20 protein-coding genes, 1 tRNA gene and 1 pseudogene are annotated in these 22,789 nt (G+C 41.1%); 8 read left to right on the top strand and 14 right to left on the bottom strand.

Annotation, left to right across the window (positions count from 1 at the left end; translation table 11 throughout):
- Nucleotides 1-135: 135 nt before the first annotated feature.
- The 9 genes from galT to ACE1CA_RS16275 all read right to left on the bottom strand — a co-directional run bounded on the left by galT (nt 136) and on the right by ACE1CA_RS16275 (nt 12,948).
- Complete coding sequence (galT, locus tag ACE1CA_RS16315; RefSeq protein WP_413278781.1) at nt 136-1,239, bottom strand: galactose-1-phosphate uridylyltransferase; 1,104 nt, start codon at nt 1,237-1,239, stop codon at nt 136-138.
- The gene (locus tag ACE1CA_RS16310; RefSeq protein WP_413278780.1) at nt 1,148-3,178 is read right to left on the bottom strand and encodes a glycoside hydrolase family 2 protein; all 2,031 of its coding nucleotides are present in this window, start codon (nt 3,176-3,178) and stop codon (nt 1,148-1,150) included. Before ACE1CA_RS16310 ends, galT begins: the two co-directional genes overlap by 92 nt.
- A gap of 136 nt (nt 3,179-3,314) precedes the next feature.
- Nucleotides 3,315-3,662 (bottom strand): STAS domain-containing protein, encoded by a 348-nt coding sequence (locus ACE1CA_RS16305; RefSeq protein WP_413278779.1) that lies wholly within the window; start codon nt 3,660-3,662, stop codon nt 3,315-3,317.
- A 175-nt stretch (nt 3,663-3,837) separates the two neighbouring features.
- Nucleotides 3,838-6,117 carry a family 1 glycosylhydrolase gene (locus ACE1CA_RS16300; protein ID WP_486517979.1) on the bottom strand — a complete coding sequence of 760 codons (2,280 nt, stop codon included), beginning with the start codon at nt 6,115-6,117 and terminating at the stop codon, nt 3,838-3,840.
- Between the two features lie 265 nt (nt 6,118-6,382).
- Nucleotides 6,383-7,606 carry a UDP-galactopyranose mutase gene (glf, locus tag ACE1CA_RS16295; RefSeq protein WP_413278777.1) on the bottom strand — a complete coding sequence of 408 codons (1,224 nt, stop codon included), beginning with the start codon at nt 7,604-7,606 and terminating at the stop codon, nt 6,383-6,385.
- Between the two features lie 183 nt (nt 7,607-7,789).
- Nucleotides 7,790-9,148: a glycosyltransferase family 1 protein gene (locus tag ACE1CA_RS16290; protein ID WP_413278776.1), complete on the bottom strand. Its 1,359-nt coding sequence runs from the start codon at nt 9,146-9,148 to the stop codon at nt 7,790-7,792.
- A gap of 681 nt (nt 9,149-9,829) precedes the next feature.
- On the bottom strand, nt 9,830-11,395 hold the full coding sequence (locus ACE1CA_RS16285) for a YncE family protein (RefSeq protein WP_413278775.1): 1,566 nt from the start codon (nt 11,393-11,395) through the stop codon (nt 9,830-9,832).
- Nucleotides 11,396-12,042: 647 nt separating this feature from the next.
- A complete protein-coding gene (locus tag ACE1CA_RS16280; RefSeq protein WP_413278774.1) occupies nt 12,043-12,300 on the bottom strand; it encodes a ribbon-helix-helix domain-containing protein in 258 nt (85 codons plus the stop codon).
- A gap of 39 nt (nt 12,301-12,339) precedes the next feature.
- A complete protein-coding gene (locus tag ACE1CA_RS16275; protein ID WP_413278773.1) occupies nt 12,340-12,948 on the bottom strand; it encodes a molecular chaperone GrpE in 609 nt (202 codons plus the stop codon).
- A gap of 180 nt (nt 12,949-13,128) precedes the next feature.
- Between ACE1CA_RS16275 and ACE1CA_RS16270 the strand changes: the two genes are divergently transcribed.
- The 3 genes from ACE1CA_RS16270 (at nt 13,129) to ACE1CA_RS16260 (ending at nt 15,200) form a co-directional block, all read left to right on the top strand.
- Complete coding sequence (locus ACE1CA_RS16270; protein ID WP_413278772.1) at nt 13,129-13,545, top strand: hypothetical protein; 417 nt, start codon at nt 13,129-13,131, stop codon at nt 13,543-13,545.
- 122 nt (nt 13,546-13,667) lie between these two features.
- Nucleotides 13,668-14,411 (top strand): hypothetical protein, encoded by a 744-nt coding sequence (locus tag ACE1CA_RS16265; RefSeq protein WP_413278771.1) that lies wholly within the window; start codon nt 13,668-13,670, stop codon nt 14,409-14,411.
- Between the two features lie 165 nt (nt 14,412-14,576).
- Nucleotides 14,577-15,200 (top strand): Uma2 family endonuclease, encoded by a 624-nt coding sequence (locus ACE1CA_RS16260; protein WP_413278770.1) that lies wholly within the window; start codon nt 14,577-14,579, stop codon nt 15,198-15,200.
- A 200-nt stretch (nt 15,201-15,400) separates the two neighbouring features.
- Here ACE1CA_RS16260 and ACE1CA_RS16255 read toward each other — a convergent pair whose 3' ends face one another.
- Nucleotides 15,401-15,700 carry a 30S ribosomal protein PSRP-3 gene (locus tag ACE1CA_RS16255; RefSeq protein ID WP_486517403.1) on the bottom strand — a complete coding sequence of 100 codons (300 nt, stop codon included), beginning with the start codon at nt 15,698-15,700 and terminating at the stop codon, nt 15,401-15,403.
- A gap of 101 nt (nt 15,701-15,801) precedes the next feature.
- On the opposite strand from ACE1CA_RS16255, the gene ACE1CA_RS16250 reads away from it, so the two are divergent.
- Nucleotides 15,802-16,632, top strand: a complete 831-nt coding sequence (locus tag ACE1CA_RS16250; protein ID WP_459563634.1) for a TIGR01548 family HAD-type hydrolase — start codon at nt 15,802-15,804, stop codon at nt 16,630-16,632.
- A 181-nt stretch (nt 16,633-16,813) separates the two neighbouring features.
- Here ACE1CA_RS16250 and ACE1CA_RS16245 read toward each other — a convergent pair whose 3' ends face one another.
- The 3 genes from ACE1CA_RS16245 to ruvB form a co-directional block, all read right to left on the bottom strand.
- Entirely contained in the window at nt 16,814-17,053 is a 240-nt protein-coding gene (locus tag ACE1CA_RS16245; RefSeq protein ID WP_413278769.1) for a helix-turn-helix domain-containing protein, read from the bottom strand.
- 159 nt (nt 17,054-17,212) lie between these two features.
- Nucleotides 17,213-18,091, bottom strand: coding sequence for a tetratricopeptide repeat protein (locus ACE1CA_RS16240; RefSeq protein WP_413278768.1), 879 nt, complete (start codon nt 18,089-18,091; stop codon nt 17,213-17,215).
- 256 nt (nt 18,092-18,347) lie between these two features.
- A complete protein-coding gene (ruvB, locus tag ACE1CA_RS16235; protein WP_413278767.1) occupies nt 18,348-19,436 on the bottom strand; it encodes a Holliday junction branch migration DNA helicase RuvB in 1,089 nt (362 codons plus the stop codon).
- 71 nt (nt 19,437-19,507) lie between these two features.
- On the opposite strand from ruvB, the gene hisF reads away from it, so the two are divergent.
- The 3 genes from hisF to ACE1CA_RS16220 all read left to right on the top strand — a co-directional run bounded on the left by hisF (nt 19,508) and on the right by ACE1CA_RS16220 (nt 20,732).
- On the top strand, nt 19,508-20,275 hold the full coding sequence (gene hisF, locus ACE1CA_RS16230; protein WP_413278766.1) for an imidazole glycerol phosphate synthase subunit HisF: 768 nt from the start codon (nt 19,508-19,510) through the stop codon (nt 20,273-20,275).
- A 107-nt stretch (nt 20,276-20,382) separates the two neighbouring features.
- Nucleotides 20,383-20,595 carry a hypothetical protein gene (locus ACE1CA_RS16225; RefSeq protein WP_413278765.1) on the top strand — a complete coding sequence of 71 codons (213 nt, stop codon included), beginning with the start codon at nt 20,383-20,385 and terminating at the stop codon, nt 20,593-20,595.
- 64 nt (nt 20,596-20,659) lie between these two features.
- Nucleotides 20,660-20,732: transfer RNA gene (locus tag ACE1CA_RS16220), tRNA-Ala, on the top strand.
- A 908-nt stretch (nt 20,733-21,640) separates the two neighbouring features.
- On the opposite strand, the pseudogene ACE1CA_RS16215 reads toward ACE1CA_RS16220, so the two are convergent.
- Nucleotides 21,641-22,055: pseudogene (locus ACE1CA_RS16215) on the bottom strand (transposase).
- Between the two features lie 84 nt (nt 22,056-22,139).
- On the opposite strand from ACE1CA_RS16215, the gene ACE1CA_RS16210 reads away from it, so the two are divergent.
- Nucleotides 22,140-22,739 carry a hypothetical protein gene (locus ACE1CA_RS16210; protein ID WP_486517402.1) on the top strand — a complete coding sequence of 200 codons (600 nt, stop codon included), beginning with the start codon at nt 22,140-22,142 and terminating at the stop codon, nt 22,737-22,739.
- Nucleotides 22,740-22,789 lie beyond the last annotated feature (50 nt).

Raw genomic sequence — 22,789 nt, 5'->3', positions numbered from 1 at the left:
CTCCAGACGCAGAGAGCGCAGAGAAAGAGAGCACAGAGAAAAAATTCCTCAGTTTCATCCTCAATAAATTGTAAACTCCTCTCTTCTCTCTGCGTCCTCTGCGTCTGTGCGGTTCAAAAAAATATTTCTAACTTCTCACACTTGTACAGGGGTTTCTAAGTTTACAATTACTGCTTGTAATTCTTTTGCTTTCTCTTCAGGAAGCGCATCGTTAGCAAACATTCCTGCTGCTAATTCGGTTCCTGCGAGATATTTTAAACGGTCTTTTGTGCGGTAAGGTGGGTAAAATTGGGCGTGTAAATGGGCTTCGGGATGGGGTTTTCCGTCCGTTGGTGCTTGATACCACGCCATTAAATAAGGGAAGGAACGATTCCACAAACCATCATATTTTAATGTGACGGTTTTTAAGGCTCTGGCTAAGGATTTTATTTGTGGTTCGGAAAGGTCGATAAAAGTAGCTACTGGTTCAATTGTTGCCAGCCAAACTTCGTAAGGGTAACGCGCACAAACGGGCACGAAAGCTACAGCATTTTCATCTAAATAAATAATGCGTTGGTTGTCTTCTATCTCTTTTTGAATTAAATCTTGTAGCAATCCTTTTTGATGTTCTTGGTAAAATGCTTGCTGTCTTGACAACATTTTCGCCGGAACTGGGGGAATGAAAGGATAAGCGTAAATTTGTCCGTGCGGATGTTCTAAAGTTACCCCCATTTCTACGCCTTTATTTTCAAAGGGTAAGACATATTGAATGTGGGGATGTTCGCCTATTTTGCGCGTGCGATCGCCCCACACCTGCAACAATAATTCTAAATGTGACAATTCTAATTCACCTAACGAGGCGTTCGGGTCTTGGGTAAATACCACTACCTCGCACGCCCCATTCGCTGGCAAAGTTTCCACAATGTTGACTGGTGGGTTATTTGCTGCCACAGTCATCGAGGGAAAGCGGTTATCAAATACCGCTATGTCGTAACGTCCTTGGGGAAGTTCAGTGGGAAAATTCGGGTCTTTCGTGGGGGCTAACGGGTTATACTCTGGGGGCGGCATGAATGTGCGCCCCTGTCGATGACTCGCGTAAGCCACCCACTCGCCTCGCAATGGATGCCAGCGCAAGTGGGGGTTTGCGGCTATTGGTTCATTGCTGGGACTAGGCGGGATGATTCCCTCCGCAATGGGGTATCTGCTGTAGAGTGTCAGCTGGCGACCATCCGGTTTCTGAGCTTCCTGGGAATACAACATTATGGTTTTTTGCCCACGCAGCTTTTACTTTAGTGAGCATAGCGTCTTCTTCCTCTTCGATTCCCCTACCTAGAGTCGCAGATGCGATTTGTTCGATCGGGAATTTCGGAGTACGGTCAGCATACAACAAACCGTTCGCTTCTTGGAAGGTGTCGGTTAATTGGGTATAACAGAAACCGCTGAACATTTCTGTTTTGTTCACTACATCCAATAATGCTGTATATCTGATTTGCAGTTCCGAGAGATCCTGAGAACGGACATATCCCCAAGCTTTCCGATCGTCCCTTCCCGCATAAGCAATTCCGCCAAATTCGGTTAGCATGATCGGTTGTCCTTGGTGCGGATAACCATCAAGGGTGAGAACTCTACCTCCGGGACGTTGGCGATCGAGCAATTCTGCTAACTTAACTTCAGGGCCGTAACGGTTAGCTAACCTTGTCGGTCTATTATCATAATCGTGAATCGCCAAAATATCCGTAGCCGTACTTTCCCATCCGTCATTACCCACAACCGGACGAGTCGGATCTAAGGTTTTGGTTAGGTGGTACAGTGTTTGCACTAAATGAAGATGTGCGTCTGTCGCCGTTAAGTCGGGAACTCCCCAAGATTCGTTGAACGGTACCCAAACCACAATACAAGGATGGGAAGCATCTCGTAGAATCACTTCCGTCCATTCTTTGGTGAGGCGTTCCACTGCTTTCGGGGTAAAGCGATAGGCAGAAGGCATTTCTTCCCAAACCATTAACCCTAGCACGTCCGCCCAATACAAGAAGCGGGGGTCTTCAATTTTTTGGTGTTTGCGAACGCCATTGAAACCCATTGCTTTGATTAGTTCTACATCTCGCCGCAATGCTTCATCGGATGGGGCGGTCATTAAGCTGTCGGGCCAGTATCCTTGGTCTAGAACTAGGCGCAGATAGTAGGGTCTTCCGTTGAGCATAAAGCGATCGCGTTGTGTCCCCACTGTCCGCATTGCTGTATAAGATTTAACTTGATCCAGCAATTCGCCATCAGACCATAATTCCACTTCCGCGTTAATTAAGGTCGGTTTTTCAGGACTCCACAGCAATTCGTTCCGGTAGTCATCGATACCCGGATCGGAAAGGGCGATCCGGCGATGAATTTCCCCGTTAATGACTTCGTAAGTATCGTTAGCTAACAAAGTACAACCAACGGACAATCTCACCTTGATTTCAATACCATTGCGCTTTTCACCTGCAACGAACGCTTCAAAACCAATTTCCCAACGTTCAAAATGCGGTGTCCAACGAATTTTTTCAATGTAGGTAGAAGGAACAACTTCTGCCCAAACCGTCTGCCAAATCCCACTAGTACGCGGATACCAGATACTATGAGGTTCTAACTGCCAATCTTGCTTTCCGCGAGGTTTAGCTAAATCTTGCGGGTCATCTTCTGCCCAAACCGTAATCCGTTGCGGCCCATGATGATTTAATACCGGGGTAATATCAATACTAAATGGGGTATGTCCGCCTTCGCGATCGACCATCAACTGACCATTCACCCACACGCGAGCACGATAATCTACCGCCCCGAAGTGCAACAACACCCTGCTGGATTTTAAATATTCGATTTTAGATTTTAGATTAACGGATTGGCAATCTTCAGTTAACTGCGGCAGGTCAAATTCTCTCTCATACCAACAGTTCGGGTGAAAACCAGTATCGCCAATGCCGCTTTTTTTCGATTCTGGCGCAAAGGGAACTTGAATGGTTTTACCCCACTCGGAAATATCACTCGGTTGAGTGAATTTTCCATCGTCGTCAAAAGTAAATTTCCACGAACCGTTCAGACAAATCCAATGAGAGCGTTGCAGTTGAGGTCGCGGATACGTTCGTTCATTCTGATAGAAACTAAAGGTCGCGCCGGGATTGCTTGACCCGTTGTAACAGTTTTCTAACCACTTACCCAAAGAGTACATATTAGTCTTCTTCCCAAGGACAGATCTCTATATCTAGATTACCCATAAGTAGGAAACTATTAACTCTTTAAGGGTTTTTTATCAAAAAATTTTCCCGATCGGACTGAGCTAGAACTTGCCACAACTTCCGCTTTTATTATTTGCTCAGAACGGCTGTTTTAGCTGTCTGAATTAAATCTTCCATTGAGGAATTAAAGTCTGGTAAAACCTCAAAAGCTCGATCTAACCCCGTCAGTTCTAACAGCATCTTAACTTGATGGCTACTCGATTTTAGCAATAATTTACAATTAGCAGCCTTAGCACTTCTAAAAATGGAAATTAAAGCCATTAACCCGGAATTACTAATAAAAGTGACGTTGTGTAATTCCAGGTAGAAAATCTTGACACCTGCCGCAATTAAGCTCTCGATTTCTTGACTGAATTGAATGGCATAATGACTATCTAAAATTTCGGGAGATTGAATGGTTTTAACGAAAATACTCATGATTTTAACCTTCTTTTGTAAATAAAAATGTTTGGGAAGGGGATTGGGGACTGGGTACTGGGTACTGGGAAGAAGAGGTAGGGAGGTAGGGAGAGTTGAAGAGGTAGTTAAATATTTTCCCCATCCCCTTGTCCCCTTGTCCCCTTGTCCCCAGTCCCCAGTCCCCAGTCCCTAATCACCTCAAAATCTGACATTCGCGGAAGTAGCGATCGATCGCATTTTCCCAAGGCGGCAGCAACACACCCCTTTCACTCCCCAAAACGCTGTAAGATGGACGGCGTGCGAGTAGACTGAGCGCTTGCATCGAACAAGCTTCAATTCTGCTAACATCCAAACCCCTTTGTTTGGCGGCAAATTTCGCCAAATCTGCCCAAGAAATTTGACCAGGGTTGGCTAAATGCCACAAACCACACTCACCATCAATTAATAAATCCAAGCTGGCATTTACTAAGTCTGGGACGTAAGTCGGTGAAACCAGACTATCGGCAGCTGCTAAGAACGGTTGTCCTGATGCCAGAGTGCGAAGGGCAATGGTGACAAAATTGTATTCATCCCAAGGGCCGAAAAAGGCACTGGTACGCACCACTAACGATGTCGGATGAGCTTTCAGAACTCGTGCTTCTGCCTCAGCTTTGCTACGTCCATAGACACTTAGGGGAGAGACAATATCGCTTTCTACATAAGGAACAGCATGAGTTCCGTTAAAGACGAGATCGGATGAAAAAGTTAACAGTTCTATTCCCCTCATGGCGCAAGCATCGGCTAAAATTGCCGGACCGATCGCATTGACTCGCAAACAAGCATCAGGTTCCCGTTCCGCATCATCTACCCGCACATACCCCGCAGCATTAATCACCGCCCAAGGTTTTAAGTCTGTTAAAGTGCGATCGACCAACATCGGATCGGTAATATCCATCTTTTGCCGACACAGCAGATGATAAGAAATTCCCCGCATCTCGCAAATTCGCGCAAATGCTTGCCCTAACGTGCCTCTTGCGCCAACAATCACCAGGAAACGGGGAGTAGAAGAGGTGGGGAGATGGGGGGGTAGGGGGATGGGGGGAGAGGAAGAAGTGGGGGGATGGGGGGGTAGGGGGATGGGGGGAGTTTCTAGCGCTAGATCTCTCCCCATCTCCCCATCTCCCCATCTCCCCATCTCCCCATCTCCCCACCTCCGTACAGAAACGGGCGAATAAATCAACCTCTGGGGACGATGCCACCATCCGGGAACATCTAAAACGGGATGATCGTAAGTTCGTTTAGTTGCTAAGTCGCGCAGCATTCGGGCTAAGGCGGTGGGGCGGGGTTTGGGAGAACGTAAATCAAATACGCCTGACTCGTAGCAACCTTCACTCTTTGTTACTAAACTGTTCCAATCATAAGAACCTAAAAGCGACCAAGCGGTAATTGCCCGGATATCTACGCCTTCTTTACGCACGCTATTAGCGGCATCCCAAACTTCTTTTAACCAGCGCAACTGTTCTTCACGGGTGCAACCATGATGTACTTCGGTAACGGCAATGGGCAGTTGGTAACGTTCCCAGGTTTCTTTGATTAATGTACTTGGCCCTGCGATGCCTTCGGCACAAACTCGCACTGCTTCCACATCGGCGTATTGGTGTTTTCCGTTGCCACCGTGAGTCCAATGAGGATAATGTTCTAGACGTTCGTCTAAAAAGCGATCGCTAGTCAAGTAATGGTTCATCCCAATCATGTCCGGTGGACAGGGATTTGCTAAAAACCACTCTAGTTCAGCAATGCTTACTCCACTCCAACACAAATAACCCCACAAAGGATGTTTGCGATTAACTTTTCCGCACAGTAAATCCAAACTCAACCAACGGCGTTCATTTTCAAATTCTGCTTGATACGCCATAAATGGTGTGCTGAAAATTTTGCACAAATCCTCGGTTTGCAATAGTTTTGCAGTTGGGTTAACCTGACGAATCGCTTGCATTGACAAAACAATGGCGCGACATTGATTTAACAATGCACAGATAAAGGTGGCGTTGTCCCGTCCGTGTGGATACCAATGCCCGTACAAACCGCTAAAACGGGCAGTAGTTAAGGGTTCGTTGACTGGTGTAAATAGCTCTACCCAAGGGTAACGCTCTTGCACAGCTTGGGCAAATTGGGCGAGTTCCGGCGCAAAGTTGCGATCGATCAAGCTAGTATGACTTGGGCCGCTACCGTGATGCACTAAACCAACTATCGGACGAATATCTAATTCTTGCAAGTATTCTAAGCGTCGGTCTGCCCAAGACCAATCAGCATTTTGTAAACCATTGGGGGCAATTAATTCCCAAAGTATCGGGTAACGGATGGTGCGGATGCCAAGTTCTGCAAATAAGTTTAGGTCGTCTAAGCGTATTCCGTGACCGTTGCGTTCTAGTTGGTTGAAAAAGCGATCGCCAACTCGGTTCACAGTGCACTCCACACCCGCCCACATTTCCATTTTTAAACTTTGAATTTCTGAAGAATTATTCAGCAATAATTCCCGACTTAATGCCGCCGTTACCATTAAATACACCTCGATCGATTGTGGATTTTAGATTTAGATTTTCGATTTTTTGATGAATTAAGCGATCGGAAAATCGGCAATCTAAAATTATTGTCTATCCCATGCTTAAGGTGAATAACCAAACCCAGTCGTAGAGGCGATTCATGAATTGCCCCTACTGTAGGGGTAATTCATGAATCGCCCTTACCTCAATTCCCAATTAATTTTTACTGTTACCATCTGTAGTGACGGATTGAATAGGAGAAGGTTCCACAATCATTTCCTTAGCAGATTCATTTTGAATGTAATTGTTTCTGCGATCTATTGGTTGTAAAACCAGCGGTTTTTCTTCTTCTTTGGTGCGAATTTCTTTGAAAATTGTTAGCGCTTGAGCTACACATTGATCCATGTTGTAATACTTGTAAGTTGCCAACCTTCCTACAAAATATACTTCGGGAATAGCATCAGCTAATTCTTTATATTTCTTGTAAAGTTCGGCATTTTCTGGACGGGGTACAGGGTAGTAAGGATCTCCTTCAGCTTGGGGGAATTCGTAGACAATGCTAGTTTTAGAATGTTCCTGTCCAGTCAGGTATTTAAATTCAGTGCAACGGGTGTATAAATGTTCGTTGGGATAGTTAACTACGGGCGCTGGTTGATGCACTGGTTTGTTATGAGTTTCATGTTTGAATTCTAGCGAACGATAAGGTAATTTACCGTAACGATAATCGAAGAAAGCATCAATTGGCCCGGTATAAATCATCTGACGATAGGGGATAACATTTTGGATTTCCCGATAATCAGTATTGAGCATTATTTTAATGTTCGGATGCGATAACATTTTATCGAACATCACTGTAAAACCATGCAATGGCATTGCTTGGTAAGTGTCGGTAAAATAGCGATCGTCCCGATTAGTCCGAGTTGGCACCCTTGCCGTAACTGATTTATCTAATTCTGATGGGTCCATATCCCATTGTTTCCGAGTGTAATTACGGAAGAATTTCTCATAAAGTTCTCTTCCTACTTTACTGACAACTACATCTTCGCTAGTGCGGATATAGTCTTTTTTCTCGGCAACTTTGGCAAAGAATTCTTCTAGTTCAAATGAGGTAAGATTCAATCCGTAAAGTTTGTTAATCGTATCCAAATTGATGGGAATTGGTACTAATTGACCATCAACACTAGCACGTACTCGGTGTTCGTAAGACCGCCATTCAGTAAACTGGGAAAGATACTCAAAAACTTCACGAGAATTAGTATGAAAAATATGTGGGCCATATTTATGTACTAATACTCCAGCTTCATTGTAGTGGTCGTAAGCATTACCAGCAATATGGTTACGCTTATCAACAATTAACACCTTTTTTCCTAACTGACTCGCTAGCCTTTCAGCCAGCACGCTGCCAGCAAATCCTGCACCTACGATTAAATAATCAAACATTTCCAAATACCTCTTTTTCGGTTACAAAATCGTGCAGGAAGTTTCTATTCCTAATGAGTTAGTAAGGAACAAAATGCTACTTCACGACAGAGAATGAAGAACTTGGCTACTAAGTAATTAGCAATGAGATTGGGCATTAACAAGTTACTTAGGTTTTCCACTTAAGGAAATTTGCCAAGAAGTTTAAACACTAGAAATATGTGATTCATAGGATTTATTTTTGACTGGAATTGATTGATAAATGTTAGTTGGTTGCTTTTTGTTAGAGAAAGTCGATCGCTCATTTAACTTTCCTTTTATTAGCTGCATCATTCTTTGCCAAGTGTTATCCCAAGAATTGTTAGCCAGAAAAGTATCGACTCTTTCTAACCAAGCAGATAAAAAGTGAAAATTTTGATTCATTAATGCTTCAGCTGCGGCAACAAAGTCTGTCGCATTGTCGGCAATTTTTACTAAATCATTCTCACCATAAGGACGAACAACATCGCGAATGGAAGTAGAAATAACTGGTTTACCTGCGGCGAGATATTCAGGGGTTTTAGTAGGACTAATAAACCGAGTTGATTCGTTACGTGCAAAAGGCAACATAGCTATATCCCACCCAGCAATATATTTCGGTAATTCTTGATAGGATTTACCGCCCAAGTAATGAATATTTTCGTAGCTTGGTAATGTTGCTGGCTCTATTTTAACTACTGGGCCGATCATGATGAAATGCCAATCAGGTTTTGCTTGGGCAATTTCGCCTAATAGTTCAATATCCATGCGTTCATCTATTACCCCAAAAAATCCCAAACGGGGATGAACAATATTGATTTGATCGGCTGGTTCTGTCGTTAAATTTCTGGCTTTGCCAAAGTGAACTTTATCAATGCTGCTGGGAAAAGCGTAGATGTGGGGATGGCGATCGCGTTTAGCTTCGTAAAGGCTTTGTCCCCCTGTAAATACTAAATCTGCACGGCTAAATAGTTCAATCTCTAGAGATTTTAAAGTAGGACTTGCTCCCTTAAATGCTGATAGTTCATCCATACAATCATAGACAACTAAAAGCGGTTTTAAATGGCGAGTAAAACTTAACGCCATTGGCGTGTAATACCAAAGAATATAATCTTCAATCTGCTTTTCAGTAAACAAATCATCGAGCATTTTTGCCAAGGTAATAGTAATCTCTGTTTCACTCATTCCTTCCTTAAGATGCGGTACTACAACTACAACTCCACAGTCACTAGTACTTAGATCTAACCAAGGAGAAGTATCAGCACTAAAAATAGGTTCTTCAATAAAAAATACTGTTCTTTCTCTAGCGCAGCGACTTAAAAGATGTTGCGGTCTTTGATAAACAAAATTCCATCGTAAATGTGAAAGACAAATTAAAGTAAAATTTTCTGGTAGCGATTTTTGGGAATCCTTTGTAAGTGACTTGGATAACGATGTTTTTGTTGAAAATGTTGACCTTGATGTAGTGTTTTCTGAAGAAAATTTTATATCCCGTGTTTCTATATCGCTTACGTGAACATCGGTGAAATTTTCATCTTTAGACATAATAAACCTCTAGTTTTAAAATTTTTTCTTACTTTTAATAACTTCAACTATTAATAAAAGTAAGAAATGAACATTTACTAACGAAAAAAATGTAATTTAGCAGGAATCAGCGAAATTCACGTCTCTTTAACCTCCTTAGTTAGTTGTAATTAAGGTGTTTATGGAGAACGCAGAAAAAATTTGCTATGCCAGTAAATTTAAAGGGTATTTTCTTAGCTTGCTTCTTCCATAAGGCTGAATTTTCTATTCTACCAAAACATATTTTTGCTACTTACTGCTTCCACTAGACTGGCTGATTTTGTTATTGTTACTAAAAAGAAAAAACATTTGATAATTATGGTCAGAATCTATAACCCTAACTTCTTAAATCAGTCGGAGTTTTGAGTAGGAGTTTTTCTGTTGAGAGTATTCCATTTCAGTTACTCAACTACAGATACAAAAACAGAATTAACTAATGCTTAACTTGCTAAAAATACAAGTATATTCAATACTTTACTGCTTGTTTTACAATGGCATTAATAGTTTTTGTCTACACTTATATCTTAAGAATTGAGTAATTAACAAGCATCAGCCAAAATGATGGTCTTTTGGCTAACTCTGCGGTAATAAAAGTCCTAGAGTAATAATTACTTAGAGATATAATTAATTACTTAATACAAAAAAATATACTAGGATACATAGTTAATCTTGAAATACCATGATTTGACCTGAATAACAAGCTACCCAAACTTCTCTGTTCTTGGGATCGTAAGTAATTCCAATTGGGTTAGCACCGACTCCGACTGTTTGTAAAACTTTCATGTCTTGGGTACGAACTTTACTCACAGTATTATTGTTGTAGTTGACTACATAAAGTATTTGACCATCATCTGATAAAACCATGCTGCGTGGTGCTGCACCTGTGTAAACTCTGGAGACTACTACAGGTTTTGTTAAGTCAATTTTGGCAATTTTTCCTTCACTATTTAAAGAGGCGTAGAGATATCTTCCCGTTTTATCAAGGTTTAAATGACGTGGCGATCGCCCAATATTTCGCAACCAATTAACCCAGTATTCTTGTAAGTCTACTTGAGCAATATCAGAAGAACCCATCACAGCAATATAAGCTCTTTGAGAGCGGCGATCGACAACGATTCCTCTCGGATAAGCGCCAATTTTCACTCGTTTAATCTCCTGATTTTTTTGGGTATCAATAATGCTTAAATCCCAACTACACCAGTTACTTACTAATACTAAACGGTTGTCAGGAGAAGTGGCGACGAACTTAGGAACGGAACCAACTTGAATTACTTTTTCAATTTGCAAAGTTTCGGTATTGATGCGATACAAGAAACTATTATCTGTTCCTTGGGAGGGAGAACAGCGATCGCTTCCCGGATTATTAAACCCTGCACCATACATTTGGTAATTAGAAACCCAAGCATATTTGCCATTGTGGGAAAAACTAACTTCTACAGGTGCGCCGTTGTAATCGCCTGGAAAATTAGCGTAACCAAACTTCGCTAAATTTACGCGATCGGGAATAGTTTTTACTAATTTATGCTCTCGGTTATACACAGTAATCGTGTGACTGTACATCATATTTTGAGCAAAAAACAACCCATTTCCTGAATGCACAATTGATTTCGGACTAATTTTACCAGTAATTGTTTTTTTCAAAGACATTGGTGCAGTGCGACGCTTAGTTGGTGGTGTGGCAGGTTTTTTCATTACTTTGACAACTGGTTTGGGTTTAGTTGTGACTTTTGCTGTAGGTTGTGCTTGAGGAGTGAGTTTTTGAGTTGGGATGATTTGTCTATTTTCCAGTTGATTTTTCAGGAAGAAACTGCCCAAAATTAATAAAATCCCGATCGCTCCACCGAGTAGCCACAGCAAGGGAATTTTAAATTTTCGTTCTTGGGGAATTACAACTGTTTCCCGTATTATTTGAGATTGAGCAGCATATAATTCAAATTCCTGAATCCAATTAGGTGGGACTTTGTGAATTTGTTGCCCAATTACTCGTACAGATTTAAAAGCTTTACATCTTAGTCTATTCATCCCATCTTTGACAAAACCAACCCAGAAATTTTGCTCTAGTGATTGGTGAGATAGTAATGTTATTTGCAGACAACTACCTTCAGAATTGACTATTGCTGTGATTCTTGCTGTGGATAACGCTTGATTAATCAGGATAGCAATGGCTTGGGTATCGCCTTGTTGTGCTTGAATTAAAATGTCTTGCAGACTTACTGCTTGCGGGTTCACGATTCATTTCCTCACACCAACTTTAAAATAACTATCCCTTAATTAGGCATTTTCCACAATTCCAAACTCCTAAGTAGAGACTCTACAAGGTTTTGGATTGAGGATACGATCTGACTCCGGTAACTGCTGAGTAAATTCTCTTTTGTCTAAAGACCAAATGTAAGCAAAAATACAAATAATTACCAATTGCCAGCTTCAACTATAACTAATGATACCTATTGGTTTAGCTAAAGTAATTTTGATTTAGCGATAAGAAAGCTTAATTAAATTAATGCAGAATTTTTCAGGAAAACTAGTTGGCTAGGTTGAATTAATAGATAGAAGCAAAGCACTGGGGCAGAGAACAGCAAACAAACGCTACTTTCTAACCAGTTGGCAAATAAAACGATGTGATTATTTGATTGACTGCTTTGTTTGAATTGCCAAGTCGATCGCCCCTTATAACCAAAACTATACCGAAAGACTTAATAGCAATAAGGTGGGTAATTCCCACCTTATTGTTTTATGTAGTCCAAAAATCCTTGTACATCTTTTACGAATAGAATCAAATAGTTTGCTGGCAGCTTTTACATTAGTTTTTCCAATAAATTCACATATTTCATTTAAGTCTTTAACTGCTAGTTCAGAAAAAGTGTAGCTACCCATATTTAGCCTTTTTCCATTTGCTCTAGCTTTTCTCGTAATTGTTGAAAAACTAATTCCCCATCAACAACTTTTCCTTGACGAATTTGTTCTGTTCCTTCGGCAATCTTTTCTCTTAGCTCTAGCAGTTGTTTTTCCTTATAATCATGTTCCTCCAAAAGCTGAAATGCTAGTGCTAATAACTCATCAATACTTTGATACTTACCTTGCTTTAATTTTTCGACGATAAACTTTTCTTGCTCTGGCTTTAAAGAAATTTGCATTTTTCCTCCTTTTGGCGGTATTTCTTGTCAAAGAATCCGTTAAGTAAAGTTAACCGCATAACTTTTAGTTGAGTTAGGAATTGGTGGTAAGTTGCGGCTAACGATCGCAGGTGAAATAATATGTTCCAATTTACTATCCTGATATCCCACAAACCAAATATAAACCTTTTCGCCAACGGTAATATCTCGATCGTCGGTTTGATGTAATTGCGGATTGTAGGGAACTTGTGCTAAAGGTGAGCCGATCGCTTCATATCCCCAATGAGCTAAAATTTTATCCAAAGATTTGAACAAAGGTAAAATATTTTTTGCAGGTAAATCTGGGTGTTCTCGAACAACTTTACAAACCGTAGGATAATTAGTTAACAGAGTTTCTAATTGATAAAAAGTATTATATTGAAAATCTTCCCTTAATTTTTGCGATTGTTGCTGCAATTTTTGGCGGAGTCGCGCACATTCTTGCCGCAACTGAGCAATTTCTTTCTCTTCATCTGTATTAATCACATAAGCGTACTTGATAGGATGCACCTGTTTCTGAGTCGCTGCAACCTTCTTTGGCAGATGAGAGTAAACTAAGTTGAAAATAACTAAAACGCTGACTAACCAAAGAACGCACCCAAACCAAAATAAATTAGGATCTTGGCTCATTTCCCATTACTCCAGCCTTGATTTAACTGCTTTAGATGATTGTATTCCTAGAAGGGTGCAACAGAAATCCTTTTTAGTTTAAATTTAGTGAAGTCAGATGCTGTTCCTGGTTAACTATATTTTCCGCACAGTTGTTTGTATAATTAAAAACCGAATAATTTTAGCTATTCACCAAATACCATGCCAAACAACCGCTTCATTTTGTACCACAAGCATCCTACAAGTGCGAAACTCCTGTTTTTACGCCTCAATAATACGGTTTGCCAATTTGATGGCTTACCTTCAGAATCGCAAGTTGTCGAAAGTTCGCTAGAAGGTGTAGTGGCTACAGGTTTGGATGAGGCGATCGCACATATTGAACAAAAATTAACTTTATCCGCTGGTACTCTGAAAATTGAACCAGAATTTTGGGCAAAAGTAGATTCAGTAGCAGACACTATTAATGTTTATTTAGTAGAGTTTACAACCACCGATCCCCCCGGTGAAAAAATGGAAGAATTGGAAGGAAAATTTATTGCGCTTGCAGAAGGTCGGAGGTTAGGCCCTATAGAATTAGAACTATTGCGATTAGTTTATTCCTTTTTGATGGATGGATAAAAAGTTGGAGGGTAAGTAAAAAAATTGCTACCCTCCCCAAAAACTCCAAGTTTAAGTATAAAAAATAACGAACAAATCTCTGTGTTTTTAGATTAGGGATAAAAGCAAATTAATAATTTATTTTGTATTTAATAGACAGACAAACTCAACGCTGTTATATTGTTAGCGAATTGCTCAGTAGAAATTTCATCGAAGGAGACACGACAATGCGATCGATGATTCTTTTTGCCACTTCATCACTCATGGTTGTTATGGCATTCGCTCCCGTTTCTGCCCAAGTTGCAGAACGCGATCTTGCCGAGCTTTGCTCGAAATCTCCTATGAATTCTCGTTGTACTGACTACTCTACGGAGGTGGCATTAGAAAAACGTCCCGGCGAAGCTGGAGGCTGTATAGTAACCATCAATGGCGTAGATACTGATACTGTATGCAAACTATCGATCGTTGGACAAACGATCGTAGCCTACTACGAATTTGGCGACAAAGTTTCAACATTAGATAATGAAAAAGCAACTAAGGAAATTCAAATCTCGCCCAGCAATATCAAAGCAATTCGTTATCGAGAAACGACAAAAGATAACTCAACTGCACGAGCAGTTAATACATTCGTTTTTGGGCTACCAGGTCTACTTATGACCCGCGATAAAAAAGTCTCGGAAATTGAGATTGAGTACAATTCTGACTCAGAAACAGCATCTCAAACAACTCCACAGAAAACTGAACCTGAAACATTGCCAGCATCCTCATCAGAACAGAAGAAAAATAGAATACGGATTGTAGTAAAGCGGAAAACTGGAGAGAATTTGCTCTCCCAGATTCAGGAGTTGACAGGACTAAAAGCAGAAGCTTTGCTAGGACCCCGCTAAGTATCAAAGGTGTGAATGAACTATCCATACTTACCCTACGGGTAAGTGTGGGCTTCCTGCCCAACAGAAAGCAAAGAAACCTTAATGTGAAATGGTATAAGGCAATTAGTGATTGCCTTATACCTCTAATCTTTAAAATGAAGTTAATCACTAGGGTTAATCGCAATGGTTGCCATCATTAAAAATACCCTTACCTTCGAGGAATTTCTGAACTGGGATGATCGATCGGGCAGATCGTTCGAGCTAATTAACGGAGTTGCCATGCCTCTGAGCGAACCCACTGCCAAACATGAAGATGTCGTTGATGGGCTATGTCGCCTCCTGATTGACCATTGCCAATCCTTAAATCTTCCCTACATTCCCCGACAGAGTAAACAAGTCAGATTGAACACTGCTGCTTTAGAAAATGAATCAAGTCGCAAAGCCGATATTGTGGTATTTGCCAAAAAAGAATGGGAAAGAATGCGCCAAAGTTCTGCCGCTGCTGCGGCATACATTCCACCGCCCTTAGTGATTGAAGTCGTGAGTACCAATTGGCGGGATGATTACCGGATCAAATTGAATGAGTACGAGAACTTAGGAGTATTGGAGTATTGGATTGTTGATTATGCCGGGTTGGGAGGAGTTCAGTATATTGGCTCTCCCAAACAGCCGACTGTAACGGTTAATCGCCTCATTAATGGTGAATACCAGGCACAGTGTTATCAAGGAGAAGCCAGCATTATTTCTCCAACGTTTCCTCAATTAAAATTAACAACCGTTCAAATAGTTGCTATGACAGAAGCATAGCCATAAAGCGATGGGATGCGATCGATAAACCTAACAATTTTCCTTAAAGATTAGACTTCACAGGTATTGGTTTGGGTTTCCGGCAAAGAGTGCGTAAGTCCTATAAAATTCAAAGACACTTTCCCAGATTTCAACTAGGAAAGTGTCTTTGCTAACTTTAGAAATGACCAAAACATTAACTTGTGGCGACTTAGATACAATCAGGCGCTACCAGTAAAGGCAACTTCTGGAAATTTACCTTGCGCTTCTGACATCGGACGGCGCTTGCCTTCTTCTTGCCAATAGTTAATTACTTCTGTAGCCTTATTAAGAAGTTCAACTCGGTCTGTTTCCGAAATCCAGTGCTTGGATTCTAGCTCTTTTTTTAACTCTTCCCAAGCATCATTGCGAGGCCAAAAAAAGTATTTCGTCAAAGGACTTGTACCTTTGCCCACCACCTGATCGACTGCGATCGCTACATCCTTGTCTAACCAAAGAACTTTTAAAATAAACTTCGACAAACCCACCTCCGGGTTCAACCCAGACTTTTCGCAACTTTACAACCTTTCTATAGTAACCTAATTATTTAGCCTTTGTTCCTTAAATTTTGAGGTAATTCAAATTGATAGCATCTAACCTAAACAAGAGTGTAAGTCGGACTTTGGCGATCGTAGTTTTCGACATTGATGGGGTCGTGCGCGATGTCGGCGGCTCCTATCGCCGCGCCCTTGCCGATACAGTAGAACAATATACAAGCGGCGCTTATCGCCCTTCCCAACTAGACATCGATGCCCTAAAATCCGAAGGCGTATGGAACAATGATTGGGAAGCCTCCCAAGAATTAGTTTATCGGTACTTTGAAAAACAGGGCAAAAATCGCACAGAAATAGCCTTAGATTACAATACCCTAGTCGCCTTCTTTCAATCTCGTTATCGTGGCCCTAACCCCGAAAATTGGACAGGTTACATTTGCACAGAACCGTTACTTTTAGCACCAAACTATTTAGAAAGTTTGACAACAGCGGGAATACCTTGGGGTTTTTTCAGTGGTGCAACCAGAGGTTCCGCAGAATATGTTTTATGTAAACGTTTAGGTTTAAAAACTCCCGTTTTAATCGCAATGGAAGACGCACCAGGTAAACCAGATCCTACCGGACTTTTCGCAACTGTGCAATTACTAGAACAGCAATTTTCCACCTCTGAAACCACACCAATTATTTATGTAGGAGACACCGTTGCTGATATGTATACCGTAGAAAAAGCTAAGTTGTTACAACCGAATCGTTTATGGATCGGCGTAGGAATTTTACCACCTCATGTTTTACAAGAAACTACTCAACAACTTGAAGCTTATACAGCGAATTTAAAACAAGCTGGTGCTAAGATAATTCTGCCAAATGTCCAAGAGTTAACTGCTGGAAAAATTCAGGAATTAATTGCAGGGGAAAAATAGTTTAGAAACTGAGAAATTAAGTGAGAAATTAGTAGGTTTTTAAACCTATATTATATCTCAATAGGATGCGTCATATTAAATTAACGCATTCTATTGTAATTAGCATTAAGTAAGCGTTGAATGTTGTAACCAAATATATTTAATGAATCCTTATGAAGCAATCGCTACTTCACTATCTTCCTTATCTGTCAAATTTGACCCCTAAATCAACACCTAGAACTGCTTCAATTTTACGGACAATTTCTTCTGTTGCAGGTGCTCTCAAGTCTTCAGCTTCTAATTGGTACCAATAAGCGCGACTAATACCAGCCTCACGACAAATCTGGGTGAGCGATCGTTCATCTTTCTCCCTCACCTGCTTGATTCGCTTTCCAAGTTCTGGAAAGTCTTGTATCACTTCCACCACACGCTTAACTTGCACTGCTATGGACTCAAATTTATAAATTTAGATCATTATTCTACTGTATATTGTCTACAGATAATTGACAAATGTCTGTAGACAGTAGACAATTTAATTATGAAGTGTTCCTGATTTCATCTGATTAATGGACAGGCAAGATGCCTGTCCTACAAGATAAAATTATTCCAATTTCAAAAATTTATCTAATGCTGCTACTAGAGAAGAGGGCCAACGACGGATGGTTTTCACCCATTCAATATCTTTGTAACGATCGTCCAATCCCACCACAGCAACCCAGTTACTTTCTGCTTCTCCATGTTGTCCTTGTTCCCATAGCGCAGCTGTTAAAGCAGCACGCATATCGGGAAATTGGGGATATTTCCGAATCAAGCTTCTCATGGTGCGAATTGCCACTTCTTTCTGCCCAGTTTCATACAATGCTAGGGCATAATTGGCACGAGCAAAGGCAAATTCGGGAGCGATTTGAAAGGCTTTTTGGTAATCTGCGATCGCACTATCCCATTCCCCTAATCCTGCTTCGGCATTCCCTCGGTTATTATAACCCATTGCATCATTTGGAGCAATTTCTAGTAACTTATTGTAATCTGCGATCGCTTCTTCAAATTTCCCCAATCCTTCTAAAGCTAAACCTCGGTTAAGATAAGGATCGGGTGCATCTGGGGCGAGTTCCATTGATTTATTGTAATCTGCGATCGCATCTTCCAGCTTATTTTGCGCCGCCTTACTATTTCCCAAATTAGACCACAAAGCTGGATTTTCCGGGAACATTTCTACTAACTCGTTCCAATAAGTTTCTGCTGCTACAAAGTCGCCTTTTTGTGTTGCATCAACAGCTTTTTGTCCAATCTCATTAGCCTTTTTTAATTTTTCTTCATCAATACTAGGAGAAGGCGCAGTTTCCGGTGTTTCAACTTTCGGTATTTCGGTTTCATTAATGCTAGGAGTTGTTGTCTCCGTTTGCGCCATCACTGGCGGAGTATTAAACCCAGCAAAAAACAAAATTATTACAGTTAGGAGAGTTAAAATTAAGCGAATCATCTCTATATTTTGGTAGTTAGTGGTTGGCTAATTTCGCAGTCTTAAAAAGATTTTTTTTGAACCACGTTCGCGTAGCGGTGCGTAGCACTTAGACACGAAGAACACGAAGAAAGAGGAGAAGAAGTTTTATTTTTTGAAACCGCAGAGGGAAGAGAGAGGAGAAGTTCATCAGTAAAATTCCAATCTAAAATCTAAAATCTAAAATCTAAAATTTCCCAGTCCCTAGTCCCTAGTCCCCAGTCCCCAGTCCCAAAAATTAATCATAACCTAAATGTTTCCAAGCGGCAGGTGTTACTGTTCTCCCTCGATGTGTTCTCTGCATTAAACCTATTTGCATTAAGTAAGGTTCGTAGACTTCTTCTATAGTTTGGGAGTCTTCTCCTGTTGCAGATGCGATCGTTTCTAATCCGACTGGCCCTCCGTTAAAATTTTCAATCATACTCTTTAATATTAGGCGGTCTGTCCAATCTAATCCCAATGGGTCTACATTAAATAATGTTAATGCGTCAGTGGCAATTTGTTGGGTGATTTCGCCAGAAGCTTTTACTTGACTGTAATCCCTAACTCTTTTTAACAAACGATTGGCAATTCTGGGTGTACCGCGAGCACGCCTCGCTATTTCTGCTGCACCTTCGTCAGTGATGGGAGTTTTCAAGATTTCGGCGGTTCGCAGTACAATTTGACTTAGTTCTTCGGGTTCGTAAAAGCGTAATCTGTGAATGATACCAAAGCGATCGCGCAAAGGTGAAGTCAAAGAACCAATCCTGGTTGTCGCTCCTACTAATGTAAAGGGTAACAAACTGAAACTGCGGGTTTTGGCAGATTGACCTTTTCCGATCGTAATATCCACCCGAAAATCTTCCATCGCCGGATAAAGTAACTCTTCCGCCATCCGCGACAACCGATGAATTTCGTCAATAAACAGAATATCTCCCTGTTTCATGCTCATTAATAACCCCACAATATCACGAGGTCGTTCTAAAGCGGGCGCAGTCGTAATTTTGCAACTTACCTCCATTTCTGCCGCTAAAATTAACGACATGGTGGTTTTCCCTAAACCCGGAGGGCCATAAAGTAAGAGATGATCTAAAGGTTCACCTCGGTTTTTTGCAGCTTGAATGGCGATCGTCAGGACTTCCTTCAACTCCTTTTGTCCGATATAATCAGCAAGTCGCGGAGGTCTAAGACTTTCTTCCTGCTTTTCCTGTTCGTCAACAGCAGCGGTAGGTTGCAATAAGTTCTCCTCTGGCGCTTTCCGAGTCTGGCGCTTGCGGGTTGACTCTTGCCGTTGTTTGGGTTTACGCTCTGGTTCGGTAGGTTGTTGCTGGGAAGAAACGATCGCCATAGTTCAAAATATGGGTAGATTTTCCGCTAGTCTCTTAATAATTCATCACTTCGAGGACATGAGACATTGCTATGTTAGCTAAACGAATCTTACCTTGCTTAGATGTCAAAGCTGGGCGAGTCGTTAAAGGTATCAATTTTGTAGATCTTAAGGATGCAGGCGATCCGGTAGAACTGGCACAGGTTTATAATGACGCTGGCGCAGATGAATTGGTGTTTCTTGATATTACTGCCACTCACGAAGACCGCGAAATTATCATCGATGTGGTATACCGCACCGCAGAACAGGTGTTCATCCCTTTGACTGTCGGCGGTGGGATTCAATCCTTAGAAATGATTAAACAATTGTTAAGAGCAGGAGCAGACAAGGTTAGCATTAATTCAGCAGCGGTAAGAGATCCTGATTTTATTGATAAGGCAAGCGATCGCTTCGGAAATCAGTGTATCGTAGTAGCAATTGATGCCAGACGCAGGAGCGATCGTACTAACCCAGGTTGGGATGTTTACGTGCGTGGCGGCAGAGAAAATACTGGTATAGATGCGCTCTGGTGGGCAAAAGAAGCCGAAAAACGCGGCGCAGGAGAATTACTAATTACCAGCATGGATGCAGACGGAACCCAAGCAGGGTACGACTTAGAGCTTACCAGAACAATCGCCGACTCCGTAGAAATCCCCGTTATTGCCTCCGGGGGTGCTGGTAACTGCGAACACATCCATGAAGCTTTAACCAAAGGCAGAGCAGAAGCCGCACTCTTAGCATCTTTGTTACATTACGGTCAACTCAGCGTTGCAGAAATTAAAAATTACTTAACAGATCGTCAAGTGCCAATTCGAGGGTAAAAATCCTCGGAAAGGTATATCTTAAGGAAGATTCCGGTTTTTGACTGGCAATCTACGACTTGTGTTGAGTATATTAAAATAGACGAAGTGTTACGATTCGTAAAAATATGTTGGTTGCTATTCTAATTTTTGATGTGGCTCTGGTAGCTTGGTCACTGCATCTGATGCAGGAAGCGTTCGATCAGCAAGAGTTCTCCTTAATGTTGGCAGGTACTTTAGTCGCCCTGTCAGCAGCAGCAATGTTGGTGGTATATTTCCTGATGAACAGTTACATGGGCTACTTATCAGAAATGGCTCAACGTCCTTGTCTAGTCTACTAAAAAATTTGTCGCTAAACCCTTGACAAGGAAATCCAAATTAAGGCATTATAGAAAAGCGTCAAACGGGGCTATAGCTCAGTTGGTAGAGTGCTTCAATGGCATTGAAGATGTCAGCGGTTCGAGTCCGCTTAGCTCCATAAGTTGTCGAATAACACATTATTTGTCGTCGTTAACAGATTGATGTCGTCATTAACAAATTAATGTCGCTATTAACAGATTAATGTCGCTCAACTGTTTTCTGCAACCGTTAACAAATTAATGTCTTCCAGTGCTTTTTAGATCAGATCTTACCTAAAACTTAAAGCCATTGAAGCACTCCTTTCAACCCTCCACTTAATATTTTATCCAGAATCTCCTATCCTAATAAATATTTTGGACAAACAGATAACGTTAATTATGCCGTGTCCCTACTCCTAATTATGGGTAATCGACCGGACATGATATCAAAATGCCTTTCAACCCACCCATAGCCGGGAAGGTTATTGAAAGTCTTCCCGATTGTCAATTGCGAAAGTGGTTTTCCTTTCAACCCACCTATAGCCGGGAAGGTTATTGAAAGTCCGCCCGTCTAGAACCTTGTCTGGATAGGCTTTGAGACAGAAATTCGTGAATCTCTTTCAAAGCCTGTTGAATCTTGCCTAAAATTAAGGTATTCACTACCCACTTCAGGCATCAAATCCATACTGGATCTGCATTCGTGAAACCCCTGGACTTTTCGCCTCCACTTAGGTTCACGAAAAAAAGGTTAGGAGGGTTCCCCCGATGAAGGGGGTGATTACAGTAGCCACCACTGCGATAAACCGCACCCTAAACAGGGCTGAGGCTTCGGACTATGTACCTCGTCCTTGTGCCTGACTCAATATCGCTGGGAGCGCACCTTTCCTGTGTATCATATAAATAGGTATAGGCACACAGTACTTATCCCATCTATAGTGATTGGACTTTGGACAAAGAAGAAAAGCGTTTCGCGACTAACGAGAGCGAAGTAAATTGTTGTTTAACAAGCTTTAATGTCAAGAGGTGGGGTGAGAAATTTATACACTAATCAATCGAGTTTATCGGGAACAATCTCACTTTCACCGTCATAATATAAGTCAAGTAAACTATTAGTTAAAGAATTAATTGTCCGTTCAAGTTCATCAATTTGGTTACGTCTAACCACCTGGACTACTGCGGTAATATGCTCCTCACTACCAGCGCGTCCCAAATGTCTATACTTACTCTTCTTTTGGGGATATGAATGCTTGCTCAAAAATCGGTTCAGTCGCCTGTAATTTGTAGTACCAATAAATTTTCTGTTGTTGTCGTACCTGATAACGGGCCACGTAGCACCCCTTGGGAGATACCTCACCTTCATCGTAAATTTGTTGAATTTTAACTTTTAAAGTCGCGATAGTAGCAGTTAAGCGTTCTGCTCTTTTAGCTAAGTTGGGAGCCAGTTTTGGTTTGGCGTGCTTCATAACTAGATAGAAAACAAATGTGTAATTAAATGGTAAAATACTTCGCCACTATTTAAAACGAAAACTCTCTTTTACCATTTTTTGATGTCTACCATATCCTGTGAAGACCAACTCGCTCAATTTCAGCAATTTCGCCAAAATTGGCATCAAATGTTAATGCGCGGAACCAGAGAATATCCGATGCACCAACATCCTTTTACTTTATTACAGGTGCAAGTTACTGATGAATTTGGACAGCAATTATGGTATCCGATGTGGTTAATTGTACTCGGCCAACGGCGAAATGAATTAACTATTATGGACTGCTATCTCTCTTACCGACAACGATTTGATATGGAGCATACTTTGCGTTTTAGCAAACAACGTTTGTTGATGAATTCTTTTCAAACCCCAGATGTAGAACATGAAGAAAATTGGGTTCAACTAACGCAGTTGGCTTATATCCAATTATGGGCAGCTAGAAATTTGGTGTCAGCCCTTCCTCGCCCGAAAAGAAAAATCTTATCACAAAAAAAAGATGAAAAAGAATCCATCTCCTACACAGACTGCTGCTTAAATCAGCCCTATTCTTCATTATTAATTATAATTACTTCGCGTTTTAATCTCGCGAAGCAGTTTTTCTTTGTCCAAAGTCCAATTCAGAAATATATTCGTGATTATCATCTAAAATATATCCATCTTTGATTACTTTAGCTGTAATCAATTTAATTCCTTCTTTGGTTTTAAGAGGTGTT

The sequence above is a fragment of the Floridaenema evergladense BLCC-F167 genome (assembly GCF_041929205.2).
GTDB lineage: Bacteria > Cyanobacteriota > Cyanobacteriia > Cyanobacteriales > Aerosakkonemataceae > Floridanema > Floridanema evergladense.
This window is presented reverse-complemented; position numbering and strand designations above follow the sequence as displayed.